Source organism: Desulfonatronovibrio hydrogenovorans DSM 9292, from assembly GCF_000686525.1.
Classification (GTDB): domain Bacteria; phylum Desulfobacterota; class Desulfovibrionia; order Desulfovibrionales; family Desulfonatronovibrionaceae; genus Desulfonatronovibrio; species Desulfonatronovibrio hydrogenovorans.
This window is the reverse complement of the sequence record NZ_JMKT01000008.1, coordinates 323,646-344,290: the sequence shown is the minus strand read 5'-3', so window position 1 is coordinate 344,290 and position 20,645 is coordinate 323,646. Positions and strand designations below refer to the sequence as shown.

Here is a 20,645-nt window from a genome sequence, read left to right as displayed (position 1 = left end):
GATCAAAGTGAAAAAAATTCCCTTGATTCAAGAAAGCAAATTATGGACCAGACCTGACTTGATTGTCAGGTTGATCTCAGGAAACTGAGGGGTGGACGCAGTCCGGACAGATTATGTACTGCCGGACTCGCTGAAAGGCTTCTCTGGCCGCAGGACTTTCTATGGTTTTCAACTTGTCTCTGTTAATGAAGATCAGGGCATCGCATGGACACATGGCAACGCAGGCCGGCCCCAAATCACCCCGTGCAGAGCACAGGTCGCACTTGGTAACCGGGTTGGCCCTGCCTGTGCACATCATGGCCACATAAGGACAGGCCATCAGGCAGTTCTTGGTTTTACAGGACCTGCACCGTTCTTCCATCAATCCAACCATGCCTGATTTATCCTTGTATATGGCTTTTTCCCTGCAGACCCGCATGCATTTCGGGTTTTCACAGTGCTGGCAGTACAAGGGAACGTGCTGTCCATATCCTGTCCTGGTCATGATGATCCTGGGCGAATGGTGGACAAACCTGCATACTGCCTCGCATGTACCGCAGCCTATGCACTTGCTGTAATCAAGATAAAGAATTTTCATAGCCTGAGATCTTCCTGCCTGATGAATTCTTCCCTGTACTCCTGAAGACGGCCCTGCTCCTTGAGACTGATCCATTGATCAAGGGACTTTGCAGCTTTAAGCCCGCTGTATACTGCACTTCCTATTCTGCTTGGTCCGGTCAATACATCCCCGGCAACAAAAACCGATTCCATGGCTGTCATCTGCAGCCAGCGAACCTGACCTTTACGGACATTTTCCAGGCCCAGATCATGAGCAAAGGGCGGCATGGCTGTTTCCCCTATGGCCGCCACCACCAGGTCGACCTTCAATTTCAGAGTTTCACCGTCGCAGACCAGTGACCGGCATCTGCCTGATTCATCAGGTTCAGCCAGTCTGCACCGGGCCAGCTGGATTTCCTCCACCCGGTCTTTTCCCAGAATCCTGAGGGGGGACACCAGTTCCAGACATCTGGCCCCGGTCTTTTCCAGGATATTCATTTCATGCAGTCCACAGGGAGCCTCGTTTCTGGTCCTGCGATAGATCAGACTGACCTCATCAGCGCCTTCTGCCAGAGCAGCATGCACCACATCCACAGCAGTAAAGCCAGCCCCAATGACAGCCACCTTTCTGCCCTTTATGGTCGGGACCTTCATTCTGGCCATATCATACCTGGCCGCCCTAACAGGAAAGAGAAACTCCAGTCCGGAATACACTCCCTGCAAGTTGCTTCCCGGAATATTCAGCCTCCTGGACTTCCAGGTTCCAGTACAGATCAAAACAGCATCATTATCTTCCATCCGGCCGCCAAGGCTTTTGTAATTCAGAACAAAATCATCCCCAGCTTCATTATGCATGGGTTCTGACCCGCAGATCTTGGTTCGCAGGTGAAACTTGACTTTGGACCTTTTTTTCAGATCATCCACAGCCTGCTCGATTTTTTCCCTTGAAATCCGGTGGGCTGGAATACCAAAGACCATTAGCCCGCCTGCCCTGGGAAGCTTGTCGTAGACTTCAACCTGATAACCCATGCAGGCCAGGTAACCTGTGGCAGCCAGGCCGGAAGGGCCTGCCCCGATGACAGCCACCTTCCGATTATTCTTGGCTGGGGGAGTATTGCATAGAAAAGTAAAGTTCATAAGTCTGGCTTAGTGCAGGATTAGTTTATTGCCTAGAAATTATTTTATCCTTACCAGAAGCGCAATCAAATATCAGCAAGCGGCTTTTGCAGAAAGATTATTGGAAGCTGACCAGAGGGAAAAAATTCACAAAAAAAGGCCCCGCACTAACGGGGCCTTTTAAAGCTGAACTGATCTTACAGTCTCTATTCATTCAAACCTTTTCGCCCGATCTGCCTGGCATAGGCCAGGGCCACGGTCCGATAAACCAGATGAGCCAGTTTGGACCAGGGAAGGTAGGCAAAAAGCATGAAGACACTTACCAGATGCAGGTAGTAGACCATATATGCTGGTGCAGCAGCATCGGCCAGTCTGAAGATCTGGGACAGAAAGCCGGTGACCACGACAAACCAGATCACACCGATGAGGTACCAGTCATAATAGGAATTGGTTGTCTTCTTAGGATCAGCATTGAGCCTGTTCCTGGTGATAAGTACCAGACCGATGATCAGGGCTATACCACCGACATTGGCCAGTATCTTGACCGGATTCCACATGGCCAGAGGAGTGGTCATGCCAAACCCCATCAGCTTGTTGGTCCAGTAGAAGAATGCGATTATTCCGGTAACCGCTGCCAGAGCCACAAATCCGTAGAATACGAGCAGATGGCCGGGGTAGCGATCTTTATTGGATTCACAGTCCTTGAATTTGCGATGGTTGATGATCTCATCCTTGATCACCGCAATCAGAGAGGCCAGGAAACCAGGTGCGTCTTCCTTGGGCGTAAGCCCGGCCGCTTTGAAGGATGAAAACATCCTCCCGATGGACGTGGCAAAGGTAAACACAACAAACAGGACAGTCAGGATAAAAATAGGATCAATGGTCTGCAAGGTCGGATAGACCTTGGCGAATATGATCTCACCGTCTGGGATGGTCAGGCCGGTAGTTATGGCCCAGACTATCAGGAACAGAGCTGCCGGGATACCAAAAAGGATTGGCAGGTACTTGGCTGAACTCATCCACTCGCCGATAACAGCGGGCTTGGCCAGAGACTTGTAAGCCATATTTCTCAGGGCAGCCAGCAGATCCCCGGGTTTGGCCCCGCGGGGACAATTGTCCGAACACTCTCCACAGTTATGGCACAGCCATATATCAATATCATTGACCAGTTTGTCCTTCAGACCCCATTGGGCCCAGACCATCTCCTTTCTTGGAAAGGGCGCCTCCTCCGGAGAGAGCGGACAGATCACGCTGCAGGTCGCACACTGGTAACACTTTTTAAGTGATTCACCTCCGGCTGCCTGCATTTCCCGGATAAATTGAACATTTGGTTCGATTCTAGTTGCCATCTATAAACCTCCTAGAAGCCCTTGTATGGATTTGGACCGTAGCCTTCAATCTCTTCAATGAAGTCATCAATAATTTGCGGTATCTTGTCGTACTCATCAATGGAGATCTGCTTCTGCTGAACCCTTTCAGCTTCAACCTGGAGCCTTTCCAGAGTCTCGCCGATATTGTCCATTCTCTTGTTGCAGAGCTCGCTGCCTTTGATGAAGTGACACTGATAGTCGTCACCGTATTTGCAGCCAAGGAGGAGTACTCCGTCCATTCCCTTACTCATGGCTTCAGCAACCCACTGGGTGTTGACAGAACCCAGGCATCTGATGGGGATGAAGCGTACATATGACGACCACTTTTTCTTGCGCATGGCAGCCATATCCAGGGCCGGGTAGGCATCATTCTCGCAAACCAGGACCAGCATTCTGTAGCCGCCTTCTTCCTCATCTTCCGGGACCTGGATGGAGGCGATCATCTCGTTGAGCATGGACACGCTGTAGGTATCAAAGGAGATAACCCGTTCTGGGCATGCACCCATGCAGGTTCCGCAGCGGCGGCACCTGGTAGTGTTTGGCTCTGGAGTGCCCTTTTCATCATCATCCAGGGCTCCAAAGGGACATTCCTCTGTGCAGCGCTTACACTGAGTGCAGCGGACCATATTGAATTTGGGATAGGTCGGGTCCCCTGACCTGGGGTGGACTGCCACGCCTCTGTTGATGGATTCCAGGCACTGGATGGACTTGAGTGCTGCACCAGCAGCATCGTCCTTGGCAGTGCTCATGGACATGGGCTGACGGACGCATCCTGCAGCATAAATGCCTGTCCGGCGGGTCTCGTATGGGAAGCAGATGTAGTTTGAATCTGCGAATCCGTCGAACAGGTCCAGATCCGGGATCTGTTCGCCCTGGCGGTAGCCGAGCTTGAGAATCGGCTCATCTGAAATGGTCGGAACCATACCTGTGGCCAGGACAAGGAGATCCACCTCCACTTCAAAATCTTCGCCCAGCAGGGTATCGGTCACCTTGACTACGACCTTTCCGTTTTCACCTTCACTGACTTCCTGTATTTCAGATTTGGTCAGAAATATTCCCGGATCATCCTGGGCTGCCCGGTAATAGTTTTCGTAAACGCCTGGTGTGCGCATATCTTTATAAAATATGAAGGCCTTGGCTTCTGGGTCCTGCTCCCGGACATAGCCGGCCTGTTTCAGGGAGGCCATACAGCACACAGATGAACAGTAAGGCAGGTGTTCAGGGTCCCTCTGACCAGCGCACTGGATAAATGCAGTGCTTAAAACCGGCTGTCCATCAGATGGACGTTTGAGCTTCCCATCCTTGGCCATGGCTTCCAGTTCAGCATTGGTTACCACGTTCTTGATCTTGCCGTAACCCAGATTGTCCAGCTTGGATGCATCATAAGGCTTCCATCCGGTGGCCAGTACCACTGAGCCGATACTCAGCTCCTGCTCATCATCGCCCTGTTTGACAGTTACCTTGAACTTTCCAGGTGCTCCTTTAATCAATTCCAGACTGGTCTTGGTAAGCACCTTGATTTTATCGCTGCCCTCAACCTTGGAGATCAGATCATTGATGCTGGGAGCTTCTGCCTGGTCATAGGGAGTCTTGGTGGGAGTCTGCTTGTACATCTTTGCGGCAAAACCACCCAGTGCGTCTTCCTTTTCCACCAGGACAACATCGTATCCGGTTTCTGCAGCGCTTAAGGCCGCTGTAAGACCGGTAAATCCGCCACCCAGGACCATGATGGTCTTGTTCAGCTCCATGGGCTCAGCTTCAGGCTTGGCCACCCGCTCCAGCTTGGCCACGCTCATCTTGATATAGTCCCTGACCATCATAGTCAGAGGATCAGACATCTCATCCTCTTCAGGTTCAGGAAGCTCTGGATCATGAAAGGACCAGACCGCAAGCTCCCGGATGTTGGCCCTGTCCACCACGACATCAGGGCCGAAGTTGAACACGTCCCACATTACTCTGGGAGAACAGGCTGCAACACAGACCCGGTTTACGCCTTCATTTTCTACATCGCCCTGGATCTGGGCCAGACCTTCCTTTCCACACAGAAAGGGTACCTGCTTCAAAACAGCAGGAGAACATTCTTCGTCAATGTACTCCGTTACCTTTTCCATGTTGACGTTTTCTCCGATTTCACAACCGGTGCAGATATATACTCCAACTTTCTTGTCAGCCATTGTGACTTACCTCCTAACCGTTTGAATAGCTTTCAGGGCCGCGCCGGTGGCTGTTTCGGCCGATGTCATGACATCCAGCGGCATCTTTGCGCATCCAACGGCGAAAATTCCTTTTTCCTCACCGCCGGTAATGAAACCTTCCTCATCCTTGGGAACCTCAATGGCCAGTTTGCCATCGGCAATGGAGGGCTGCATGCCCGTGGCCAGCACCACTAAGTCAAATTGTTCCTCTTTTTTCATCCCGCCCATAATATCTTCGGCCGTTACCGTAACATTTCCTGATGAGGCGTCTTCTTCAATCTTGGCCACCTTACCTTTGACCATGAGTACCTTTTCATCCTGCTGGATCTTGTTCAGGAACTTCTCATATCTGCCCGGTGCCCTGAGATCAATGTAGTAAATCACAACTTCAGCATCAGGGTATTGCTCCCTGATGTATGTACAGTGCTTCAATGAAGCCATGCAGCAGATATAAGAGCAGTAGTCCAGGTGATTCTGATCTCTGGATCCGGCACACTGGACAAAGGCGATCCGCTTGGGCTCCTCACCGTCTGAAGGTCTCTGAATTTTTCCGCTGGTGGGTCCGGCTGGTGCAGCCAGCCTTTCAAACTGCATGTTGGTGATGACGTTGGGGATCTGACCTCCGCCCAGGTTGGTCAGCTTGGCAACATCATAAGGTTTCCAGCCTGTAGCCACAACTACTGAGCCCACATTAAGGGTGATCTCTCGCTCCTTTTCGTCCAGATCAATGGCCTGGTATTCACATGCCTCGACACATTTGGCGCATGCTGTTCCTTCGCAGACCTGATCATCGATGACGTAGCGCATGGGAAAGGACATCAGGTGAGGTCTGTAAATGGCCTTGGTCTTGCCCATGTCAAAGTCGTAGTCGCTGCTGCGCTCAACCGGACAGACCTCAACGCATTTGTCGCAGGCTGTACAGTTGTTGTTGACGTATCTGGGCTTGATCTTAATCTTGACTTCATAGTTGCCGGGTCCCCCGCTTACGGAGACAACCTCGGCCAGGGTGAAATACTTTACTTTGGGGTTATTTTTGATTCGCTGAAAATTTATCTCCAGGCCGCAGGAGGGAGGACAGAGTTTAGGAAAATAATGCTTAAGCTGCGCCACACGTCCTCCAAGATATGGCATTTCCTCCACAATGAACACCTCGTGGCCCACTTCCGCGGCTTCCAGAGCGGCTGTGATACCGCTGAATCCGCCGCCGATAACCAGAATACTGCTATTGGACATTCTAAATCCTCCCTAATGATTTGCCTTATCTTACGAAAATGGCCTAAGGCCAAACTAAAACACGTAGTACGTTCAGCTCGGACTTAGACCATAAAAAAGGCTGCGGGCTAAGCCGCCCGCAGCCTTAAGGTGCTGTTTAGTCCGGAATGATCTGGTAGTAAGGCTTCTTGAAGAAGTCAGTCTTTTTGGCTTCCGGATCATACTTGGAGTTGGTGAAGCACTTCCATTCCTTATCATTGAGATCCAGAAAATCGGCGCGATAGTAGAAGCCGGGGTATCTGGATTCTTTGCGGAACTTAATGTGCAGAACGTGCAGACGGACTGTCCACAGACGATGGTAGTTTTCCCAAGCGCGGAGCAGTTCATGCATGTCACGGGCGCACAGCTTCTTGGAGTCTTCTTCCAGCATGTCAAGATGCTTTTCGCAGACTTCAAGCAGGGTCTCGGAAGTTGTATAGTAGGTTGCGCAGCCACCACCGTACTCATCAGTGTACTTGATGAGACGCATCATGAAGTTCTTGGGAGTGATGTACTTGGGGTTGATGTCTGGAGCTGTGGAAACGTTCTGAGCTTCCTGATAGGTGTACCAGGGCTGATAGATTTCCTTGGCCAGATCTGCAGCACTCTGCTTCAGAGTCGGAGTGAAATCCTTGTGATCCACAACATAGCGAACAAGAGCCTTACCAGCAATGCGTCCCTCAGCGTGTGAGCCGGAGGAGAACTTATGACCGGAGGCGCCAACGCCGTCAGCGCAGGTAAACAGTCCGTTAACTGTAGTCATACGGTTGTAGACCTTACCATTCTCAGCTCTTACCTTGTAGTCTTCAGGCACCCAGTCTTCGTCTGGACCGGAAACCCAGATACCGCAGCAACCGGAGTGGGAACCCAGCAGATAAGGCTCGGTGGGCATGATCTCTGAGCCGACTTTTTCAGGCTCGATGTTCATGCAGGCCCACAGGTTGGCCTGGCCAACGCACATATCCAGGAAGTCTTCCCAGGCTTCTGACTCAAGGTGCTTCTGCTCTTTCTTGGACAGTTCCTTGAAAGTAGTCTGCAGGGCAGTGGCGGTGTCCATATAGATGGGGCCGCGACCTTCTTTCATTTCCTTCATCATCATGTGGTTACGCAGACAGGTGGGAATAATATGACCCTTGGCATAACCCTGCTCTTCGTACTTCTTGAGCATATCACGGTTGGTTACGCAATAGTCTTCACCCTTGGCGTTGGTTGCCTTGGCTTTGAAAAGCAGGAACCATGCGCCAACAGGACCGTAACCGTCCTTAAAACGGGCAGGGACGAACCTGTTTTCCATCATGGTCATTTCTGCACCAACCTGGGCGCACATGGTGTAGGTGGAACCGGCATTCCATACAGGATACCAGGCACGACCCATACCTTCACCAGTTGACCTTGGACGATATACGTTTACAGCGCCACCGCAGGCTACGAGCATGCCCTTGGCCTTGATGACGTATACTTTGTTCTCGCGGACGGAAAAGCCGACTGCACCAGCAATGGTGTTGGGCTTATTGGCATCCAGGAGCAGCTTAACAATGAACAGACGCTCAATGTAGTTGTCCTGACCAATGGCATTCTTGGCTGCTTCAGCCACGATGACCTTGTAGGACTCACCATTGATCATGATCTGCCAGCGACCGGAACGAACAGGCTTGGCACCTTCACGGATGGCCAGCCCTTTTTTCTTGGCCTGTCCACCGTCCAGGTTCTTGTCGTTTTCATCCTTTACCCAGATGGGAAGGCCCCATTCTTCGAACAGATGAACAGAATCATCAACGTGACGGCCCAGGTCGAAGATCAAATCTTCGCGGACAATGCCCATCAGGTCGGTGCGGACCATGCGGACATAATCATCAGGATCATTTTCGCCAATATAGGTATTGATGGCGGACAGACCCTGAGCAACAGCACCACCGCGTTCCAGAGCGGCCTTGTCAACCATAAGATAGCTCAGGCCCTGGGGATCAGCCCATTTCTTGATTTCAATGGCTGCTCCGCAGTTACCCATACCACCGCCGACCATGAGAATGTCTTTCTCAAGTTCTACTATTTCCGGCTCGGCAAGAGGTATGCCTATGTTTTGACTTTTTGATGGAATAACTGGCATAACATTTCCTCCTAAAAAAGTTTAATGAATTTCTTTTGGTTGGGAACTAATCTTTGGGTGCTTCGCAAGTAGGCTCAAACCAGCACTGAGTAAACTCGGGCTGATCAATTTCAAACTTCTTGCCAAGAACCTCTTTGGGCTTTGCCAGCTCTTTTTCAGTGAAAAGCAATTCATCTTCAAGATTACCTGGTTCAGGCTTTCCTTCGTAAGGCTTGATCGAGCCTTCTTCAGTGGTCCTGATGGGGAACTTGAAGCGCTTGATGTTTCCATTGCGGAACTGAACGGTCCACATAATGTCGGAGCCGCTGCGCATTGGAATGGAGGTACCGCCCATGGGAGCAAAGTCTCCGTAGGGGCGGGCTTCAATGGCGCCCTGAGGGCAGATCTTTACGCAGGAATAGCATTCCCAGCAAGCTTCAGGCTCCTGGTTGTATGCTAGCATGGCCTCAGGATCGAGGATCATGAGGTCGTTCGGGCAGATGTACATGCAAGCTGTCTTTTCTCCGCCCTTACAGCCGTCGCACTTTTCCGGATTTACAAAGGTTGGCATAATGTTCCTCCTAATTGTAGGTTTTTGTATACCTCTACCATGCCCATTAAACTGGGCCTATCCAGACGGACGGATACATTTCCGGCCGCCATCCCCAACAAAGATGAAAGCCTGTCTTGGATTTGACGATCCATATAACTGCGATCAAATTTCTTTGTCAAGGGAAAACAAAAAGCCGGGCATAAGCCACGGGCCTGCGCCCGGCCTGTTTCCTGTTAGTCAGGACTACTTCATTTCCGAACCAGAAGCAGCCTTCTGCATCTTGATCTCAACCTTCTCGGTCAGGTTCTCGTAGTAGTCGCGCAGAATTTCCAGAACCTCATCCCGGCCAAAGTGGTCAGGCACAGGCTGGCTCTCGGACAGGGCCTTGCGCAGCTTGGTTCCGGAGAGAATCACCCGGTCTTCTTTGGTATGAGGGCAGGTCCTCATGGAGGCCATGCCGTCGCACTTGAAGCAGTAGAAGGTCCAGTCAATCTTGAGAGGCTTGCACAGCAGGGCCTTGCCAGGCTCTGTAGGCTGGGGAATACGGTCAAAGATCTCCTGGGCTTCAAACAGGGTGTAGAAGTCACCAACACCAGCGTGGTCACGACCGATGATCATGTGAGACACACCGTAGTTCTGCCTGAAAGTTGCATGAAGCAGGGCTTCCCTGGGTCCGGCATAGCGCATATCCAGAGGATAACCGCCCTGGACCACGTTGTCTTTCACAAAGTAGCCGTCGATCAGAGTGTTGATGCATTTAATGCGGACTTCAGCAGGAATATCACCGGGCTTGAGATTACCGATCAGAGAGTGGATAAAACCACCGTCGCACACCTCAATGGCGATCTTGACCAGGTGCTCATGAGAGCGGTGCATGGGATTCCTGAGCTGCAGGGCAGCAACAGTGGCCCAACCACGCTTGTCAAACTCAGCCCTGGCATCAGCAGGACGCATATAGGTGCCCTTGAACTTGGTGGGGAAATCTCCTTCACTAAGAACCTTGACCGGTCCGGCCAGAAAGTAGTCCTTATCGGCCATTACCCGCTGCACACCAGGATGGTCTTCCATGGCGATCTTCCAGAACTGGTCATCAGCGCTTTCTTCGCCCTGACCCTTGTAGACCATTTCGCATTCCCATTTTTTATCGGCTTCGGACTTCTGCCACTTCTGAGTGACCTTCATAGTGGCCATGATTTCGTCTTTTTCCGGGAAATACAAAGTGATCTCGTCGCCTTCCTTGACAGCGTCGGCATCTTCCTTGGAAACGGACAGGTTAACCGGCACAGGCCAGAATGTTCCATCAGCCAGCAGAAAGTTTTCACAAACACCCTTCCAGTCTTCCTTTGTCATGAAGCCATCCAGAGGGCTGAAACCACCGGTACCGATCATGATCAGATCACCACGTTCGCCACGGCTGATCTCAACCTTTTTCAGACCCTGGGCCTTTTTAAGCTCAGCTTCCCTTTCAGCTCCTTCCAGAAGACAAACAGTCAAGCCTTTCCCTCCATGAGGGGGTAGCAGTTTGGACATTGTCAAACCTCCTTAATTTGTTTCTCTTTGAGTTAATTGCCTTGTGAATTTATGAACATAGTACTTACAACTTTTAAGACTTGCAACCATTATTTGCAGAAAAAAACAAAAATACCCGCGGACTGGCGAAACACCCTTCCGATGTCGGGCCCTGCGCTATGCATGGTCCTGGAGTTTGTTCCAAAATGAACGCGCCACAACCAGCAAACTCTGCTTTCCCTTTACAGAAATAGAGTCCCGATTATCCTTATTCTCAAAAAAAGGCAACCTGTTTTTAAAAAAAGGACTGTTTGGAATTAGATTTGTTCAATCAGGCACATAGTTAATGATTAAGATCAAGAGGGCCTGAATCAATTACCGGGCGGGCTAATTCTGACTGTCCAGGTTCAAGAAAATGGGCAACAGGATTCCGGGAGATAATCTAGAGCAGATTTAAACCTTCGGAGTGGTCTTAGTATTTTGCCGGCAGACCCGGATTATTTGGGGAGCCTTGACCAGACTTTTTCCACCTGCAGGAGCCATAAGGCCTGATTAAAAATAAAAAAGAAAGGAGGGCATCTTGTATTATTTTCGAGACTTACGATAAGCATCCATCAGGGTCTGCTGAAAAGATGCAAAGTCACAAGGCTTGGCCAGGCAGGCGTGCATCTTGCCGGCCAAATCTTTTTCATGGGGGTCGAAAGACCCATGGCCGGTCATGATAATGACCTCCATATCAGGGTGCTCCTGCTTGAGAGCCAGCAGGACTTCCTTTCCACCCATCCCGGGCATCTTCACATCCACAACAGCCACATCCACCGGAGTTGTCCTGGCCACTTCAAGGGCTTTTTCACCACTGTTAACCGCAATAACCCTGAAACCTCTCAACTCCAGACGGCGGCGCATGGAATCAAGAAGGGCCTCTTCATCATCAACCAAAAGCAGATTTATCTTGTCTTCACTCAAATCTCTCATCCTTATATAGAGCAAAAAAAGATGGGCCTTACCGGACTGGTTAATCCGGAAAGGCCCATCAGTCATTAAGTGATCATGCCTGTCTGATTCTGTCGGCATCTAGGCGACTTCAGACCTTTCAAGTCAAAGGCCGGGCGCAGACAAGATTGCTGCGCCCGGAACCAGTTTCGTTATTACCAATAGTCTAGCTGCTTAGGCCGGCCATGGCAAGAACTTCCAGTACCCCAGAATGGTCCAGAACCACAAAATGACCCAGGACAGGAGCAGGACAAAGAAACCATGCTTGAAGAAATCACCCATGGTTACCAGCTGCTCGCCAGTCTTGGGATCTTTGGCCACTGCATAAATAATGGCGTTGTTGGGAGTACCAACCACCAGCATATGAGCAAATGACGAGGCAAAGGCTGCAGCCAGACCCACCGCTACCGGAGAGGCCTCAGCAATAATCGCCATAGGTACCACAATAGGCCCGATGGCCGCCACTGTGGCGCCGTCACTCATGAAGTTGGTCAGGATACCCACCAGGATGGACGAGGCAATGGCCAGACCAGCCCCGGAATTGGCCAGGAATGTGGGAAGGGCATTGACAAATATGTCAGCTACCCACAGGGCAGCGCCTGTTGAAGCCAGACCAAAACCCATGGCTGTAGCACCGGCATACAGAAATACCGGACCCCAGTGAATGTGGGCAATATCTTTGAAGCGCAGAATGCCTAGGACATTCAGGGCCACCAGGGCCAGCATGACTGGACCGCCCATGCCGTAGGTACCGGAAAATGCTGACCAGCCGATGATCAGCAGGACCAGGACTATGGCTGTCCTGTATTCTGCCTGGGTCATCTTACCGATCTTCTCAGCTTCACGCCTGACATTGGCTGCAATATCCAGCGCCTTGATCTTAACCTTGTTCCTGCCCCAGAAATAGAAGTAAAGACCGACAACAAGGGCCATCACCGGAACAAAGGGCAGACCGTACATGACCCACTGGGCAAAGGTAATGTTTATCCCATAGTCACTCAAAATCTGAATCATGACCACGTTTCGACCGCCGGCTGCCGGTGATCCTGGCCCGCCAACATTACAGGCATAGTTCAGGGTCAGAAGCATCATGACCACCAGGGTCTTATCCTGGGATATCCCGCCTGTTCTGATGGCTGAAAGATATACCAGCATAAAGATCGGCGCTATAAAAGCTATGATCGCATGTTCGGACAGAAAAGAGGCGCACACAGCCACCATGGGGGCAAAAATAAGACCCATTTTCATGATGGACGTAGTGGGCGATAGCACCAGCAGACCAATACGCTTGTCCAGCCCGGTCTTGCTGATGGCCATGGCCATGGCCAGCACCCCGAAGATAAAGAAGACCGCATCAGAGGCAAAGGCCTTGGCCACCCCTGTTGGCGGAAGCACCCCGAAAAAGTACATGATCACAGCTATGAGCATGGCGGTCACGCCAATGGGGATGGCTGCTGTGGCCCAGAAAAGAGCTGCAACGACCAGGACACCCACCATGACCTTGGCCCGCTGGGCTGCAGCCTGGATCTCCCGTTCCCCTTCAAAACTGTAGGGGGCCATTTTTCCATAAAACTCAGCAATGGTCTGGCCCTGGGCCAGGTTGCGGAACTGGGCATAGCCCCGGATCATTTCATCCTGGGGAGTCCCCTTTTCTATGGAAAGCATCATAGTCAATTTTTCCGGAGTCGGCATAAAAAACAGAGTGAAAAAGAGTATGGCTCCCAGGATGATGATCCCAGGCCTGGAGCCCTCTGTGCCAATCAGCCAGTTTTTCAGTCCCTTTTCTTCGACAAAGGGGACTTCCTCCCGCTGCATGGCATAACGGAACTCCTGGCGGCCGATCTCGATCTGTTCGATAAGGTCTTCGATGGAAGCCGGCTTTTGCATGAAGGAAAGCACATCATGTCTTCCGGTAAGCCTGGCCAGCTCAATATCCCCATGCCCGGTGAGCATGATGATCTGAACTTCAGGTTTAATTTTCTTCAGCTCCTGCAGGGTTTCAACACCCTCCATGCCTGGCATCTTCTGGTCCAGGACAACTACTTCCGGATTTTCGTGGCGGATAGCCTTCATGGCATCTTCGCCGTTGTCCACGTCTATGACGTGATAACCCCTGGCCTCAAGCCTTTTGGCAAGGGTGGTCCGAAATTGATCCTCATCATCCACCAGAAGGACTCTGGGCTTTTCACCTGGTGCTATTTTTCCGTTTTCAGTCACTGTAAACCTCCCTAAAAACTGATTTTTCGTTTATGGTTTGTGCTCCCGGTCCGTGGTCATCATGGTGTTGATCAGGCCTTCCCTCCAGGTTTGGAGAATCCTGAACGACGCCCCCCTGAACCGTTCTTCGTAGTCGATGAGCAGGACCTTTACCTTTTTGGCTGGTACTGATTGTCCATCTTCTGTCATCTTTTACCTCCATTAATTTTTATTATTATATGCAATGCATCCTTTCAGGATGGATTACCCGAATTATCCTTGTCCAGGCTGTTTTTTCCAGGAACCGGCAGAAAGACTGAAAAAGACGTTCCCTGTCCCGGGCTGCTTTGAACCTCTATCCGGCCACCAAATCCCTGGACAATATTCAAGCAGATGGGCAGCCCCAGACCAGTGCCCTGACCAGCTTTCTTGGTGGTAAAAAAGGGAGTGAATATCTTTTCAAGCTGGTCAGGAGTCATGCCGGATCCGGTATCAGATACTGTCACTTTGACATATCCCTGGTCCTGAGAAGTCTTCAGGGTGATGGTGTCCCCCTTTTCCACGGCATCGCCGGCATTATTCAACAGGTTAAGCAGGACCTGCCTCATGAGGTCAGGATCAACCTGAATTTTAGGCAGACTCTCCTCCTTTTCCTTAATCAGTAAGATGTCAGAGACCTTAAACTCCTGCTCCTTCATTCCGGAAACCACATCATCAATCAGCTGATTCAGATCGCACTCTTCGATTTTTGGCTCAGATTTGCGGACAAAACTGAGTATTTCCTGGGTAATGGCCCTGGCCCTCATGACTGCCTTGTCTATCTGGTCCAGCTCCTTGCGGATAGCCTCTGGAGAGGCATCCAGGCCCATTTCTGGATCAAGCATATCCCTTATAATACCCGACTCGGAATCAATGATAGCCAGCGGATTGTTGATTTCATGGGCCACTTCCCCCACCAGCTGGCCCACAGACACCATCTTATGGGCATGATAGAGCTGTCCTTTTAGTTCATGGCGCTCCTGATCCAGGTCCCTGGTCCTGTTAAGAAGTCTGGTTACCACAAGCCAGATAAAGACCATGATCACCAGAACCAGAACAATGGTCCCGAGGATCATGGTATTGCGGATTGAAGCCATTTCTTCAAAGGCCACGTCCTTTGGCTGAATCACGACCAGACACCATGGAACCTCCTGAAGCCAGGTGTGTGCCACGAGAACAGGCGAACCATCCCAGTCCATCTCAACTACCCCGGCCGGATCATTAAAGTCCGGCACATAATAAGCAGGCTCCAGAAGGTTCCCAAGGCCATGATCTCCAACCTGAAACACTCCCTTTTGATTGACCAGGAACCCCCGGAACTGGCTGCCGCTGTCTTGAGCATGGATCAGTCCCAGCAGTTTGTCAGGGTACACGCTGGCCCTGATCACATGATATTCTCCGTCCACCAGCTGCCTGACCCCTACGGTAAAATGGGGCTCCTGCCGCAGACCCATGTACAGGTCAGTTATGATATAGCTCTTTTCCTGGTTGATGAGTCTTATATACCACTCTTCACGACCATAGTTCTTACCCTTGAGATTGGAGTATGGTCCTGCATATTCGGTCTGAATTCCAAGGGGATTGATCAGCCCGACATCAACAAAGGCGTCATCGGACCGAATCAGATTGTCCAGGTAGGACTCCATTCTTTCCTGAGTCGGACTAAGGGAAAAACCTTCCATGTGAAACAGGTTGAACATATTCACAACCCGCTTCTGCATGAACAGATCAATTGTGTTCTTTCTGGCCTCTACTTCAGCAACAAGCTGCAGCTTGCTGCTTTGAAGCATACCTGCGCTGGACTTGTAGTGAAAATAAACCGACAGGATGATAATAGGAAAGAGGTAGGTCAGAAAAAGGCAGAGCAGAATACCGCGCTTGAACCGGCGATGGTGGGTTGCCAAGGACTCCTGATGAACGTTTTTCACGGGCATCTTTTCAGGAGCCTTCCCGTAAGGTTTGCGCCCTGTTGCCGGACGCCTGACTTCGGACTGCGACATGCCTTTTCCCAAGTATCCTGGTTAGAGCCCTGCAGGGCTCTAACCAGAGTTATAAAAAATCATCTGAACCAGAAAACTCAATTCAATTTCCGCCAACTTCTAAAAAATTATCTGCAATAATATTGTGCAAAAAATAACTTGCCGACTGACATAGGTTTGAACCTTATAAACTCAAACCCTGGACATAAGCAACAGGATATTTTCAGAAATTTTCTGGCCGGACCTGACACGTTTTTTCAAATCAAAATGAAACGAAGTGATGAAAAAATGAAACGCAGCTATCCCCTGATGTTGGAGGTAGAAGCAACTGAGCAAAAAAAACTGACTTAAAGCTGTACCAGCATAGGAGGCTAAAACGGATACAAACAGATCATCGGCCCAAAATGCCAACGCAACTACTTGAAACAAATCAGAATTTTAAAAAAGGCATGCTCAGGAAGGTAGAAAAAAATAATGCCAAGCTGATTTTAGCTGAAAGCCGGGAGAGTAAAGGAAGGTGAAACGCAACATGAAACATGACATGAAACAGGGTCTTTTTGAAGCTTAGTTCAGGGATTCCATATGCAGCTGTCCAGCATCACTGCCATTGCATGTGCCCCAAGGGTGCAAAGCAGGCTTCCGGCTAACTAACTGAGGCTGCCTCATTCTGCTCGCTGATGAAAAAGGAAAAGCTGCTTGGTTCAGGCTTCAGTTTGTATGACTGCCCAAAGCATCTTAATTATAAGATAACGCCTAGTAAGTCTGGCTTCCGGACACAATACCTGCATCATCCATTTCTCCTGCCCTGGCCTTGACATTGTCAGGCGGGTCAGGAGGGAGGATGACCGTGACCGTGGTTCCTTTGCCAACCGTGCTCTCAACCCTAATATCCCCACCCAGCTTGGTGATGATACCGTGACAGATGGAAAGGCCCAGACCGGTTCCTTTGCCTGGAGGTTTGGTGGTAAAAAACGGATCAAAAATCTTGCCCAGATTCTCCTTGGGAATGCCAACCCCGCTGTCTTCCAGTCTGACCATGACCCTGTCCTTTCCAGCCATGCCAATGGTAAACTTGACCTTACCATCCTTGCCAACTGCGTCTAATGCATTGTTCAGGAGGTTCAGAAAAAGCTGGCGCAGCAGGTATGGTTCACTGTTGATTTTGGGTATATTCTGGCTATATTTTTTTTCAATGATTATATTGTCCAGAAATGCATCCTGCTCCCTCATATCCACCACTTCATCAATGATTTCCTGGAGTTTTACTTCATTGATATATGAGTCCATCTTTCGAGCAAAGCTGAGCAGCTTGTGAGTAATTTCCTTACACCTGCGCACCTGCTCAGTTATGGCTCCCAGGGAATCCCGGAATTCCTCGGCATGTTTGAAATCATCAGCCCCGTCCTTTTCCATGAGGTCCTGAAGCCAGCCTGCTTCTTCACCGATGACCGCCAGAGGGTTGTTGATTTCATGAGCCACTCCTGAGGAGAGCTGGCCTATGGCAGCCAGCTTCTGGGACTGGATAAGCTGTTCATCAATGACACATTTTTTTTCATCAGCCTGACGTATCTTCCTGAGCAGAATATTCGAGGTCAGATAGCCTATGAATATAATGGATATCAGTCCGGCAATCACCACCAGAGTAAAGACCAGCCTGATCATGAAGATGCTTTCTATGGCCTCTTCTTTTTCCTGGCTGACCACCAGGAACCAATCATCATTGCTTTTCATGACGGTTATAGCGGCCAGGACTTCCATGTCCTGATCATGGTAGACCATCCTCTGGGTTCCGTTGGCTCCGGGAAGGTTATCCGGAAAATCATCAAGGATATGTCCAAAGTCTTTGCCCATCCTGGATCTGGTCTGAGCCGCGCCTTGCCGGTTAATGATGAAAGCCTCTCCTGTCTTGCCTATCCTTACATCTTCAACAAAAGAGCTTAGCCACAAACCATTTACCGAAGCCCTGAGGATGGCTGAGTCATCACAGCGGTCATGTCTGGCAGTAACCACAAAGAAAGGATTCATCCTGGAATCCGGGTAGACGTCACTGACAATAAATTTGTCCATGCAAGCCCTGTCAAACCACTTTTCCCGGCTGTAATCAAACTGCTCCATGCCATAAGGCAAGACACTGGAAATCACTTCTCCCTGGGAAGAAAGTACTGCCAGATCCTGAAACACCTGGCCTGATTCCCTTTCAAGCCTGGCAAAGACATTTTTCAGGTTCTCCTCATCCCTGAGTCCGTCCAGGGTTTCAGCTTCAGCAATAAAGGTCAGGGTCTTGATGAGTCCGGTAATCTGAGAATCAACTTCAGACCTTAATTCAACCGCAGTGTCATGTAGAGTGAAACCTGCCTGCTCGGAAATACACTTTTTGATGTACTGGTAGCCTGTGAAATAGACCAGGGTAACCACCAGAAGAAAAGGGATGAACAGGACCAGGAAGATAACCAGGGTAATATGCCGGCGAATCCATGAATAGGTAGGTTGATAATGATCCGCCATAAAAATATCCTCAGGTAGTTTTGGTGAAGTCTAGCCCAAACCCAAAAGAGGCCGTGGAGCCAGATTCTTTTTAGTCTCAATCGCTCCAGGCACCTTGTTTTGAGCCTGATTTATCCACTCTGGCCTGCTTTGTTTCATAAGCACTTTCAATTTTTATCATCAGATCTTCTATATCGCAGGGTTTCATGAGATAATCAAAGGCTCCCAGGCGCATACCCTCAATGGCCGGATCAATGGAAGCGTGGCCGGTCAGCAGGATCACCTCGATATCCGGGGCAATCTTCTTCATCTCGGTCAGGGTTTCCAGTCCGCTGAGGCCTGGCATACGTACATCCAGAACCACGACATCAACTGGAGTCTCCCTGACAATCTCCAGAGCCCTCAACCCATTGGAGGCGTCCAGAACCTGATGGTGTCTGGTGGACAGCCTCTTTTTCAAAGTTGTTCTAAACCGGTCCTCGTCATCAACAAGAAGTATCCTGGGTGCGTTTTTGGTCAAATCTTTTTTAAGGGTCATAATTTTGTCAACCTTTCATATTCAAATTTTATCATTCTTTATCTTGACCAGTGCCAGGTCGGGGTTTTTAGGAAGTCTTACTGTAAAGGTGGTCCCATGCCCGACCTTGCTGGCCACAAAAATTGTTCCTCCAAGCTTTTCAATTATTCCATGACAGATGGACAAACCCAGGCCTGTACCTTTGCCCGGCTCCTTGGTGGTGAAAAAAGGATCAAATATCCGGAGCAGGTTTTCACTGGGAATGCCTGGACCTGTATCGCTGATGGACACCGCTACTGAATCGTCCTTGTTCTTACTGGTTGTTATGCAGATCTCCCCATCCTTCTGAATGGCATCCATGGCATTATTGATAAGATTGAAAAAAACCTGCCTGAGTTGGGATGAGTCAGTCTTGATTATGGGCAGATCCTTTTCATAATCCCTGACAAACTTGATGGAATACAGCTTGGCTTCACGCTCTCTAAGGGCTGCAACCTCATCAATGAGCAGGTTCATATCCACATCGCGGATGGTGGAATCCATTTTCCTGGAAAAACTCAGAAGCTTATGGGTGATTCTCCTGCATCTTTTTGCCTGCTGGCTTATCTCCCGCAGAGAGTCCGTCAGTTCGTCACGTTCAGGGATATCCTGCATGTTGTCACGTTTGAGAATATCCTGAATCCATCCTGCTTCTTCCCCGATTATGGCCAGGGGGTTGTTGATCTCATGGGCAATGCCTGCAGAAAGCTGTCCAATGGATGCCAGTTTCTGAGACTGGATAAGCTGCTCGTCCAGAAGCTGCTTTTCAGAGTCAATCAGCTTGACCCGGCGCAGGAGTATCTTCATGGTCAGCAAAGTAAGAAGGACCAGTAGCGCACCACCCAGGGCAAAGATGATGAGGGAATTCTGCCTCAATGGATAAAGCTCTCCGTAAATATCATCCACATCCTGCTCCACAACCAGCAGCCAGTCATTGTCCTTGATCCAGGTCTTGGCCCTGAAAAAACTCCTGTCTTCCTGGTTCAGTTTCCAGAAATTGACTCCTTCAAACATGCTCAGGTCAAGAAGACCGGGACTGACCTGATCCATGACCCTGAATCCCTCTCTGGACCTGGTCTGGTAATGACCGTCGCTGCTGACGATGTAGGCAAAGCCTGTCCGGCCGAAACGGACGTATTCCACCAGGGATGCAAACTTGACTGCATTGACCGTAGCCCTGAGCACCCAGGTTTCCTGGCCATTGGTCTGTTTGATGGCTATGATGAAATGCGGTACCTGCCTGAAGCCCAGAAACACATTGCTGATAACCAGGTCTTTTTCCAGGACCTCCTGAAACCATGGAGATTCCCTGTAATTCTTGTCCATCAGGTCGTAAGGCCCGACATAAGCCAGGTGATTGCCTTCCAAGTCCAGGACTCCAAGGTCTTCAAAGGCAAAATCATACTCCTTTTCCAGGACCGCATAAACCTGTTCCAGAACTTCCTGCTGTTTCAGCTGGTCGTACTGTTCGAGCAAGGTGACCATGCGCATGGTATTGGCCAGCTCAAAGAGAAAATTCTCAATGGCCCCCTTATGCTCCATGACTATGGATACCAGCCTGGCAGTTGCCCTTTCTGTGATTGCGCTTCGATACTGAAAATATATGGTCCCGGCAATGAGTCCCAGTGAAATGACAGCAGCTAAGCAGTAAGAAATGATGATGTGCCAGCGCAGCTTTGCACTGTAAACGCTTGCCCCTTTAATGTTTCTTTTCATGGATGGCTATGCAGTTGGATAATCCAGGCATCAGGGTCAATATTCAATCATTATCCTGAAAAAAT

15 protein-coding genes are annotated in these 20,645 nt (G+C 50.0%); all 15 read right to left on the bottom strand.

Annotation, left to right across the window (positions count from 1 at the left end; all coding sequences use genetic code 11):
- Window positions 1–76: 76 nt before the first annotated feature.
- Window positions 77–577, bottom strand: coding sequence for a 4Fe-4S dicluster domain-containing protein (locus P771_RS0102910; RefSeq protein ID WP_035243823.1), 501 nt, complete (start codon window positions 575–577; stop codon window positions 77–79).
- A complete protein-coding gene (locus P771_RS0102905; protein ID WP_028573950.1) occupies window positions 574–1,674 on the bottom strand; it encodes an FAD-dependent oxidoreductase in 1,101 nt (366 codons plus the stop codon). The genes P771_RS0102910 and P771_RS0102905 overlap by 4 nt, the downstream gene beginning before the upstream one ends.
- 185 nt (window positions 1,675–1,859) lie before the next feature.
- Window positions 1,860–3,002 (bottom strand): quinone-interacting membrane-bound oxidoreductase complex subunit QmoC, encoded by a 1,143-nt coding sequence (qmoC, locus tag P771_RS0102895; protein WP_028573949.1) that lies wholly within the window; start codon window positions 3,000–3,002, stop codon window positions 1,860–1,862.
- An 11-nt stretch (window positions 3,003–3,013) separates the two neighbouring features.
- Complete coding sequence (locus P771_RS0102890) at window positions 3,014–5,197, bottom strand: FAD-dependent oxidoreductase (protein WP_028573948.1); 2,184 nt, start codon at window positions 5,195–5,197, stop codon at window positions 3,014–3,016.
- Window positions 5,198–5,203: 6 nt separating this feature from the next.
- Window positions 5,204–6,451 (bottom strand): CoB--CoM heterodisulfide reductase iron-sulfur subunit A family protein, encoded by a 1,248-nt coding sequence (locus tag P771_RS0102885; protein WP_028573947.1) that lies wholly within the window; start codon window positions 6,449–6,451, stop codon window positions 5,204–5,206.
- A gap of 136 nt (window positions 6,452–6,587) precedes the next feature.
- Window positions 6,588–8,576 carry an adenylyl-sulfate reductase subunit alpha gene (gene aprA / locus P771_RS0102880; RefSeq protein ID WP_028573946.1) on the bottom strand — a complete coding sequence of 663 codons (1,989 nt, stop codon included), beginning with the start codon at window positions 8,574–8,576 and terminating at the stop codon, window positions 6,588–6,590.
- Between the two features lie 46 nt (window positions 8,577–8,622).
- Window positions 8,623–9,126: an adenylyl-sulfate reductase subunit beta gene (aprB, locus tag P771_RS0102875; RefSeq protein ID WP_028573945.1), complete on the bottom strand. Its 504-nt coding sequence runs from the start codon at window positions 9,124–9,126 to the stop codon at window positions 8,623–8,625.
- A gap of 225 nt (window positions 9,127–9,351) precedes the next feature.
- Window positions 9,352–10,638 carry a sulfate adenylyltransferase gene (gene sat, locus P771_RS0102870; protein ID WP_028573944.1) on the bottom strand — a complete coding sequence of 429 codons (1,287 nt, stop codon included), beginning with the start codon at window positions 10,636–10,638 and terminating at the stop codon, window positions 9,352–9,354.
- 564 nt (window positions 10,639–11,202) lie between these two features.
- On the bottom strand, window positions 11,203–11,583 hold the full coding sequence (locus tag P771_RS16260) for a response regulator (protein ID WP_208595935.1): 381 nt from the start codon (window positions 11,581–11,583) through the stop codon (window positions 11,203–11,205).
- Between the two features lie 201 nt (window positions 11,584–11,784).
- A complete protein-coding gene (locus tag P771_RS0102860; RefSeq protein ID WP_051617068.1) occupies window positions 11,785–13,827 on the bottom strand; it encodes an SLC13 family permease in 2,043 nt (680 codons plus the stop codon).
- A gap of 30 nt (window positions 13,828–13,857) precedes the next feature.
- Window positions 13,858–14,016 (bottom strand): hypothetical protein, encoded by a 159-nt coding sequence (locus P771_RS18885; protein WP_153304075.1) that lies wholly within the window; start codon window positions 14,014–14,016, stop codon window positions 13,858–13,860.
- 44 nt (window positions 14,017–14,060) lie between these two features.
- The gene (locus P771_RS16255; RefSeq protein WP_051617067.1) at window positions 14,061–15,845 is read right to left on the bottom strand and encodes a sensor histidine kinase; all 1,785 of its coding nucleotides are present in this window, start codon (window positions 15,843–15,845) and stop codon (window positions 14,061–14,063) included.
- 732 nt (window positions 15,846–16,577) lie between these two features.
- Window positions 16,578–18,329 (bottom strand): sensor histidine kinase, encoded by a 1,752-nt coding sequence (locus P771_RS16250; protein ID WP_051617066.1) that lies wholly within the window; start codon window positions 18,327–18,329, stop codon window positions 16,578–16,580.
- A 76-nt stretch (window positions 18,330–18,405) separates the two neighbouring features.
- A complete protein-coding gene (locus tag P771_RS0102830; RefSeq protein ID WP_035243821.1) occupies window positions 18,406–18,846 on the bottom strand; it encodes a response regulator in 441 nt (146 codons plus the stop codon).
- Window positions 18,847–18,867: 21 nt separating this feature from the next.
- Window positions 18,868–20,580: a sensor histidine kinase gene (locus P771_RS16245; protein ID WP_051617065.1), complete on the bottom strand. Its 1,713-nt coding sequence runs from the start codon at window positions 20,578–20,580 to the stop codon at window positions 18,868–18,870.
- Between the last annotated feature and the right edge of the window lie 65 nt (window positions 20,581–20,645).